The sequence below is a fragment of the Candidatus Aquarickettsia rohweri genome, from assembly GCF_003953955.1.
In the GTDB taxonomy this organism is placed as follows: Bacteria; Pseudomonadota; Alphaproteobacteria; order Rickettsiales; family Midichloriaceae; genus Aquirickettsia; species Aquirickettsia rohweri.
In genome coordinates, this window is record NZ_RXFM01000067.1 from 1 (window position 1) to 7,503 (window position 7,503).

10 protein-coding genes are annotated in these 7,503 nt (G+C 27.3%); 7 read left to right on the plus strand and 3 right to left on the minus strand.

Features of this window, described 5'->3' with window-relative positions; genetic code table 11:
* The 6 genes from EIC27_RS04865 to EIC27_RS04890 all read left to right on the plus strand — a co-directional run.
* On the plus strand, positions 1 to 504 hold a 504-nt coding region (locus tag EIC27_RS04865), incomplete at its 5' end, for a GDYXXLXY domain-containing protein (RefSeq protein ID WP_126044992.1).
* 396 nt (positions 505 to 900) lie between these two features.
* Entirely contained in the window at positions 901 to 1,722 is an 822-nt protein-coding gene (locus tag EIC27_RS04870) for an inositol monophosphatase family protein (RefSeq protein WP_126044993.1), read from the plus strand.
* Positions 1,700 to 2,176 carry a nucleoside deaminase gene (locus EIC27_RS04875; protein ID WP_230204222.1) on the plus strand — a complete coding sequence of 159 codons (477 nt, stop codon included), beginning with the start codon at positions 1,700 to 1,702 and terminating at the stop codon, positions 2,174 to 2,176. The genes EIC27_RS04870 and EIC27_RS04875 overlap by 23 nt, the downstream gene beginning before the upstream one ends.
* A gap of 17 nt (positions 2,177 to 2,193) precedes the next feature.
* Positions 2,194 to 2,490 carry a hypothetical protein gene (locus tag EIC27_RS04880; protein WP_126044994.1) on the plus strand — a complete coding sequence of 99 codons (297 nt, stop codon included), beginning with the start codon at positions 2,194 to 2,196 and terminating at the stop codon, positions 2,488 to 2,490.
* Positions 2,487 to 3,824, plus strand: coding sequence for a glutamate--tRNA ligase (gene gltX / locus EIC27_RS04885; protein ID WP_126044995.1), 1,338 nt, complete (start codon positions 2,487 to 2,489; stop codon positions 3,822 to 3,824). Before EIC27_RS04880 ends, gltX begins: the two co-directional genes overlap by 4 nt.
* Positions 3,825 to 3,902: 78 nt before the next feature.
* A complete protein-coding gene (locus EIC27_RS04890) occupies positions 3,903 to 4,562 on the plus strand; it encodes a helix-turn-helix domain-containing protein (RefSeq protein WP_162298341.1) in 660 nt (219 codons plus the stop codon).
* A 125-nt stretch (positions 4,563 to 4,687) separates the two neighbouring features.
* Here the strand turns inward: EIC27_RS04890 and recO are convergent, their stop codons facing one another.
* Together recO and glpX are read right to left on the minus strand one after the other, a co-directional pair.
* Positions 4,688 to 5,413 (minus strand): DNA repair protein RecO, encoded by a 726-nt coding sequence (gene recO, locus EIC27_RS04895; RefSeq protein WP_126044997.1) that lies wholly within the window; start codon positions 5,411 to 5,413, stop codon positions 4,688 to 4,690.
* Between the two features lie 12 nt (positions 5,414 to 5,425).
* Positions 5,426 to 6,358 (minus strand): class II fructose-bisphosphatase, encoded by a 933-nt coding sequence (gene glpX, locus EIC27_RS04900; RefSeq protein ID WP_126044998.1) that lies wholly within the window; start codon positions 6,356 to 6,358, stop codon positions 5,426 to 5,428.
* Positions 6,359 to 6,434: 76 nt separating this feature from the next.
* Between glpX and rpe the strand changes: the two genes are divergently transcribed.
* Entirely contained in the window at positions 6,435 to 7,097 is a 663-nt protein-coding gene (rpe, locus tag EIC27_RS04905) for a ribulose-phosphate 3-epimerase (RefSeq protein ID WP_126044999.1), read from the plus strand.
* A 112-nt stretch (positions 7,098 to 7,209) separates the two neighbouring features.
* On the opposite strand, the gene EIC27_RS04910 is transcribed toward rpe, so the two are convergent.
* Positions 7,210 to 7,503, minus strand: a 294-nt coding sequence (locus EIC27_RS04910) for an IS66 family transposase (protein WP_153183766.1), incomplete at its 5' end; no start/stop codon positions are given.

Sequence of the window (7,503 nt, forward strand, 5' to 3'; positions counted from 1 at the left end):
TTAATGAGGTATGCTATGCGTATTAAAATAATGATTATATTGTTAGTGATGATCATAACTGCCCTAAACTATAGCATTTACGAAAAAGAGCTTATCAAGGATCATGGTCAAACAATCTTACTAGAATTAGCTCCTGTTGATCCCCGTTCCCTAGTACAAGGAGACTATATGCGCTTAAGTTACACTATAGAACGCAATGCACTAGCTAAACAACTAGCAGACCACCATCAGCGTGGATATATAGTAATTTCCCCAGATAATCATAACGTGGCACACTTCATACGCTTTCATGAAAAAGAGTATTTAGCAGCAAATGAAAAACTACTCCACTTTTATAAAAAATATAACAGGATAAAAATTACACCTAATTCTTTCTTATTTCAAGAAGGCCATGCAAAATATTACGAAAATGCCAAATATGGAGTATTTAAATTCGATAATTCAGGCAATTATCTGCTTATAGGATTAGCTGATAAAAATAGAAAAACAATAATAGCTCCATGAACCATAAAAATATAAACTTTATTAAATAAACTGAAAGGCAATTGAATAAATTTTAAAAATGATAAGAAAGCAAAGCTTATAAGGTTTATACTTATTCTCTCTTGAATGTAGTAACAATTTATTAATATTATTAAAACACCTAATCCATCATATCAATAAATTTCATCTGTACAGTCATTATAACACTATTATCGTTAATAATAACTTTGATACTTCAACACTTCAGGCGTCTCCAGCTCTAATATCTTATTATTGTAATATACTCCATCACCAAAAATGACTCCCGTAACATGAATAATTGTTTACTCTAATAATTTTGGAACTGTAGCAATATATTCATTGAATTATTCATAATTTTGTTCATAATGTTTTCATTGATAAACTCATTCAAGTGCAATGAAAAATTTTAATGCAGATTTAAATGTAATACTAGAAGCAATTAAAAAAGTATCAGTTAAAATTAGTAAAGATTTTTATGAAATTGAAAAATTACAAATTTCTAAAAAAGGAGTTGCAAATTTTGTAACAAACACCGATTTAGCAGCTGAAAAAACATTAATATACCATTTACAAAAAAGTAGACCAGAATACAGCTTTTTAACCGAAGAAAGTGGAAAGATAGATAGTTTACAAAACACAAATTCTGATCAAGCAGAATATAAATGGATAATTGACCCAATTGACGGTACATTTAACTTCATGCATGGCATACCATTTTTCTGTATATCTATAGCCCTTGCTAAAATTACTAAAGAAGAATCTTCTATTATTTTAGGAGTAATACATAACCCCATTAATAATGAAACATTTTGGGGTGCAAAAAGACTAGGAGCATTTTTGATAGATAGTTTAGGAATTCAAAGAAAAATTAAAGTAGCTGGACACAATGATTATGAAAGAGTTATTTGTGCAACCCATGATAATTCAAATTCAAGCGATAAATTAAGGCAATACCAAGATTACGTTCATTCAAAACATAGTAAAGCTAGAATTTTGGGAGCCTCTGCATTAGAATTAGCGTATTTAGCTGATGGAAGGATTAATCTATTAATTCAAGGTAAGTTAAACATTTGGGACTATGCAGCAGGATTAATTATTGTGAGAGAAGCAGGTGGAGTTGTTAAAGATCTCAATAAAAAAGACTTAACTCTTACCTTAGTAAATGGAATAATTGCAGGAAACGAAAAGTTAGTAAATGAAATTGAAAACAATTGCTAATTTAAATTTTAACCAATTCATGAATCATGCCTTATCTCAGGCTGAAATAGCATTTAAAAATAATGAAGTGCCAGTTGGCTCAATTCTCACTCATAATAATAAAATTATATCTAGTAATTACAATAAGGTTAAATCTAATGTAGATCCAACTGCGCATGCAGAAATTCTATGTATAAGAGAAACTGCAAAGAAATTAAAAATAACAAATCTAAGTGATTGTGAATTATATACTACACTTGAACCATGTGCTATGTGCGCACAAGCAATTGCATTTAGCAAAATAAAGTGTTTATATTTTGGTGCTTATGATAAAAAATTTGGTGCTATTGAAAATGGTGTAAGATTGTTTCATTCAAAAACACATAATCATACTCCTGAAATATATGGTGGCATTATGGAACAAAAAGCTGTAGATTTAATGCAAAAGTTTTTTATAAGAGCACGACAAAAATAATTAATGCTGATTTAAAAATGATAAATACAAAAACATTTAAACTTAATAACCTAACTGAAAACTCAAAAAATGATGTTGAAGAAAAAGTATTTGTAGAATTAAATATTCCTAGATTTAAGGTTAAACATAATTCAGCAAAATCATACATATTTCATTTCAACAATAAAATTGAAAAAATCCAAGCTGATACTGCATATGAAGCAATTAATAAATATAATTTAAAAAACTTTAACAAAGTAGCTTATATATGCAAAGATTCCGATACAAAAAGCATCTTTGCTAAAGATGAAATAATAAATAATAACTCTATATGACTGTAATTACTAGATTTGCCCCAAGCCCAACAGGATTTTTACATGTTGGAAATTTAAGAACTGCCCTTATTACATGGCTATATGCAAAATCAAATAATGGAAAATTCTTATTAAGAATTGATGATACTGATATTAAAAGATCAAAAAATGAATATATTAGCTCTATTAAGGAAGATTTAAAGTGGGTAGGAATTGATTGGGATGTTTGCTTTCAGCAATCTGATAGAATAGCTAAATATGAAAATGCAAAAAATAACTTAATAAAAGCAGGTAGATTATACACTTGTTATGAAACTGAGGAAGAACTCGCTTTAAAAAAGAAAAGCTTATTAAGTCGAAATTTACCTCCAATTTATGATAGAGCATCATTAAAATTAACAGCTGATCAAAAAACAGATTTAGAATCCAAAGGAATAAAACCTTATTGGAGATTTTTATTAAATAATGAAAAGATATCTTGGGACGATAAGGTTAGAGGAAATTTGCATTTCGATCCAAAAAATTTAAGCGATCCAGTATTAATAAGAACAGATGGAACTCTAACTTATAGTTTAGCATCTGTTGTAGACGATATAGAGTACAGAATTACAGATATTATTAGAGGAGAAGATCATATCTCAAATAGTGCTATACATATACAAATATTTAAAGCTTTATCTTCAGAGCCACCTAACTTTAGTCATATTTCATTAATGACTACAAAAGATAAGAAATTATCTAAAAGAGAGGGTGATTTTAGCATTAAAGAATTAAGAAAAAATGGAATTTTATCATCTACTATTGCAACTTTTTTCGCTAAAATTGGAAGCTCTGAAAATATTAAAATAGGAAAGAATACTAAAAAGCTAATAAATGAGTTCTCCTTTAAAAAATTAAGCAAATCTACAGTGCAATATGACTATAATGAATTAGTAGCTTTTAATATAAAAGTAATACATTCACTAACTTTTGATGAGATTAAAAATTACTTAAATTCAGTAAATTTAAATGATATTGATGAGGAGTTCTGGCTGTCTATAAGACCTAATATTACTGCACTTCAAGATATTGAATTTTGGCATAAAATTTGTAAAAAAGACATCAAAACAAAAATTGTAAATACAGAACTCATTAGTTTAGCAATAAAACTACTACCTAATACAAAATTTGACTCCAATACTTGGAGCATATGGATAAATAATATAAAAAAACACACAAAATTAAGAGGCAAAGAGTTATTTATGCCTATTAGGTTAGCATTAACAGGTAAAGAAACTGGTCCTGAATTGAGAGATTTACTACCACTTATTGGTAGAAATTTAATAATTCGTAGACTTAATGATCTTAATAATTAATAACTATTGTAAAAAAAATATATTAATATATATTATTGATGAAGAAAGTGGATAAATTAACATTAAATTATGTCATACATGAACAAAAATGGTGATCAAATATTAATATCAAGCGCACAAGTTAGAGCAGCTAGGGGATTGTTGAACTGGACTCAATCAGAATTAGCAAATAGGTGCAATCTTACAAAAGCTACAATTGCTAATATTGAAAATGAAAAACACCATTTAACAAGCAAGACAGCAAATAAAATTCACAATGCATTTACAAACGCAAAAATTGAATTTTTAGTTAATGACGGCTTAAGGAACAAAGTAGATATAATTAAAACACTAGATGGAAAAGATGGGCTTTTATATCTTTTAAATGATATTTACGAATCAGTTAAAGAAGTTGGCGGTTGCATAAAAGTTAGTGGCATTGAAAAAAACTCTATTAATAAATTAATAGAAGAAGAATATATATCTATGCATGAAAATCGCATGGAAAAAGTAAATAACCTAAGTTATAAAATTCTTACAAGTAATAAAGATAGTAATATAGATGATAAAAAATATAAAGAATACAGGCAAATACCTGCTGAATATTTTTTTCCGTTACCAATATTTATTTATGATAGAAAAGTAGCTTTTGTTATATTTGATCCACTCAGAATCTTATTAATTGAAAATTTTCATATTTTTTTAGTAAATTCTAATCAGTTTGATATGATTTGGGACAATTTAAGTAAAGATATATAATTACATTCTTTTTTATCAAATATATTTTTCATTATGATAATTTATTTTACAAGATGACTTTAGCTTGAATTATTATTTTGATTATAATCCATGTACTTGCTTTGCAAATTATAAATCTCTAATTATTATTGAGCTTCTATATATTTTATTAAATTAATTCTAGCTTCAGGAAATCTTATATAATTTGGTGTAAATATAAATTTTTCAAAAAAATAACCCACTAAATTTAATGCAGTCATTATGTCTTGTTTACAAGCTTCTATATTACTGTTTATTAAAAATTTTGGTAATTTAAATAATTGATCTTGATATTTTGCACCAACCTCAGCTGTTACAGCGTTACCAGTTCTAGGAGATACATATTTTAAATTACTACTAGAATTTGTGATAGCGCATCGACTCCAATCTAAACCATAACCACAATAATTTAATAATTTTTTTTCAAAATTGATATATGCTTTATACACTTCATTAAGTATATCATTAGTACAAATTATCTTTAATAATAAATGTAATTCTCGAAATGCTAATTTATTCACTTCTCTATCTTTTAGCATTACTTTTATCATTGATATTGTTGAATTCAATATCGATATCTTATTTTTATCAAATATTATATCTGAAAACACACAATCTAAAATTTCAATTTTTAAGTATCCTAACTGATCGTTTAATCTAGCTTTCCAATGAAAAAATATAATACTCCCTGGAATATTCTCATTTTTCTTTTTGCTTACTCTAATTAATCCAGAGATAATACCATTATTTTCCGAAAAACATTTTACAATTAAAAACTTTTCCTGAAAGTTCTTAACTGATAATATTACGCCTTTATCTCTAATCTCTATCATATTTGTATTTTTTTAGTATTTCTTAGTTATCACTTTATGAGATTTTTTTTGATATGAGTTAAATAATAATGTCTCTGTTATAAACTTATCTTTTGATTTATAAACACCTTTTACTAGATATCCATCTGTCACTCCTGTTGCAGAAAATATAACATCATTTTTTACTAAATCATCTACTTCATAAACTTTTTCCATATCTTTAATCCCCATCTTATTAGCTCTTGAGATCTGCTCTTTACTCTTAAATACCAGTTTTCCTTGTATTTTTCCTCCAATACATTTTAATGCAGAAGCTGCAAGAACTCCTTCTGGAGCACCACCACTACCAACATATATATCAACATCACTATCGGAACTTGCAGCTGCTATAACAGCTGAAATATCACCATCGGCTATTAACCTTACTTTTGCCCCTATACTCCTTATTTCATCAAGTAGTATTTGATGCCTATCTCTTTCAAGCATCATGACAACTATATCTTTAGCATCACAATTTTTATATTCTGCTAAATTACTAATATTTTTTCTGATACTTTTATTTATATCAATAATATCATTTGGAAAATTTTTTCCTATAGCTATTTTCTCCATATACAAATCAGGAGCATATAAAAAAGAATCTTTAGAACTAATTGCAATTACTGCCATAGACCCAAATCCTGCCTTAGCACATATTGTAGTACCTTCAAGAGGGTCAACTGCAATATCAATATCTTCACCTCCTTTACCTAATTTCTCTCCAATATATAACATAGGAGCTTTATCTCTTTCTCCTTCACCTATGGCAATTCTTGCATTCATTGGTAACTTATTTAATTCTTTCCTCATAATATTTACAGCTGCTCTATCTGCAGCAATGTTATCTCCTTTACCGATCCACTCGTAACATGCAATTGCTGTATTTTCCGTAATATTTTGAATAAGGTATAACCATTTATTATCCATAATTTTCTATGCAAAAACAAAAATTGTGCTAATATCCAATCAATATATGACAAAATAATGATAAGTGCAAAATATAATGACAACAAAAAAGCATAAAATATCAGCTTCAATACTTGCTGCAGACTTTTCTATTTTAAAAGAAGAAGTAAAAAATATATCAACTTCTGGAGCTGATTCAATTCATTTAGATATTATGGATGGTCATTTTGTACCAAATTTAACCTTTGGACCTGATATTGTAAAATGCATTAAAAAAGAAAGTTCAATACAACTAAAAACGCATTTGATGATAAAAAACCCTGAAAAATATATTGATGCATATATCGAAGCAGGAAGTGATGCTATTATTTTTCATCAAGAAACCGTTACACATATAGATAGGTTCATAGATTATATTAAATCAAAAAACGTAAAAGCAGGAATTTCAATTGTACCTTCTACACATGAATCTACTTTAAAATATATATATGATAAACTTGATGAGATATTAATAATGACTGTTAATCCAGGTTTTGGCGGACAAAAATTTTTAAATAGTCAGTTAGAGAAGATTAAGAATATTAGTATTATGACAAGCAATATAGCAAACATTGATATTGGAGTAGATGGCGGCATTAATCCTACTACATTAACTGAATGTGTAAAAAATGGTACTAATTTAGCAATAGCTGGAAATTATATCTTTAAAAGCACTAACTATAAAGAGAGAGTTATTAAATTAAAAAATTGCTTCAATTAAATTAACCTGAGCTATAAAAATTGTAAAGTAAACGCTAAAATATCCCCATCTTGACAAGTATTACCCGCCTTTCTTTGGGTTTCTTAAGTTTTTTGATAATTCTAAAAAAAATTTAATTTGATGATATTTTTTTATCAATATTATATGGAAGTAAATTTACTAACTCTTTTGGATCAGAATAATCATGAATATGATTCAGCAAATATTTTAAATAATCATAAGGATTAATCTTATTTACTTTGCAAGTTTCAATAATACTATAAATATTTGCACTAGCTTTAGCACCCTTAGTTGTTGCACAGAACATCCAATTTTTTCTGCCAACTGCAAATGGTTTTATACTACGCTCCGAATCATTATTATCAATACGCAGTCTTCCATCTAAAAGATAATTATTTAATCCTTG

What these genes read in the sequence shown, in the direction of transcription:
- EIC27_RS04870 (WP_126044993.1), top strand. Translation starts at nt 901, where the DNA reads ATGAAAAATTTTAATGCAGATTTAAATGTAATACTAGAAGCAATTAAA.
- EIC27_RS04875 (WP_230204222.1), top strand. Translation starts at nt 1,700, where the DNA reads ATGAAATTGAAAACAATTGCTAATTTAAATTTTAACCAATTCATGAAT.
- EIC27_RS04880 (WP_126044994.1), top strand. Translation starts at nt 2,194, where the DNA reads ATGATAAATACAAAAACATTTAAACTTAATAACCTAACTGAAAACTCA.
- gltX (WP_126044995.1), top strand. Translation starts at nt 2,487, where the DNA reads ATGACTGTAATTACTAGATTTGCCCCAAGCCCAACAGGATTTTTACAT.
- EIC27_RS04890 (WP_162298341.1), top strand. Translation starts at nt 3,903, where the DNA reads ATGAACAAAAATGGTGATCAAATATTAATATCAAGCGCACAAGTTAGA.
- recO (WP_126044997.1), bottom strand. Translation starts at nt 5,413, where the DNA reads ATGATAGAGATTAGAGATAAAGGCGTAATATTATCAGTTAAGAACTTT.
- glpX (WP_126044998.1), bottom strand. Translation starts at nt 6,358, where the DNA reads ATGGATAATAAATGGTTATACCTTATTCAAAATATTACGGAAAATACA.
- rpe (WP_126044999.1), top strand. Translation starts at nt 6,435, where the DNA reads ATGACAACAAAAAAGCATAAAATATCAGCTTCAATACTTGCTGCAGAC.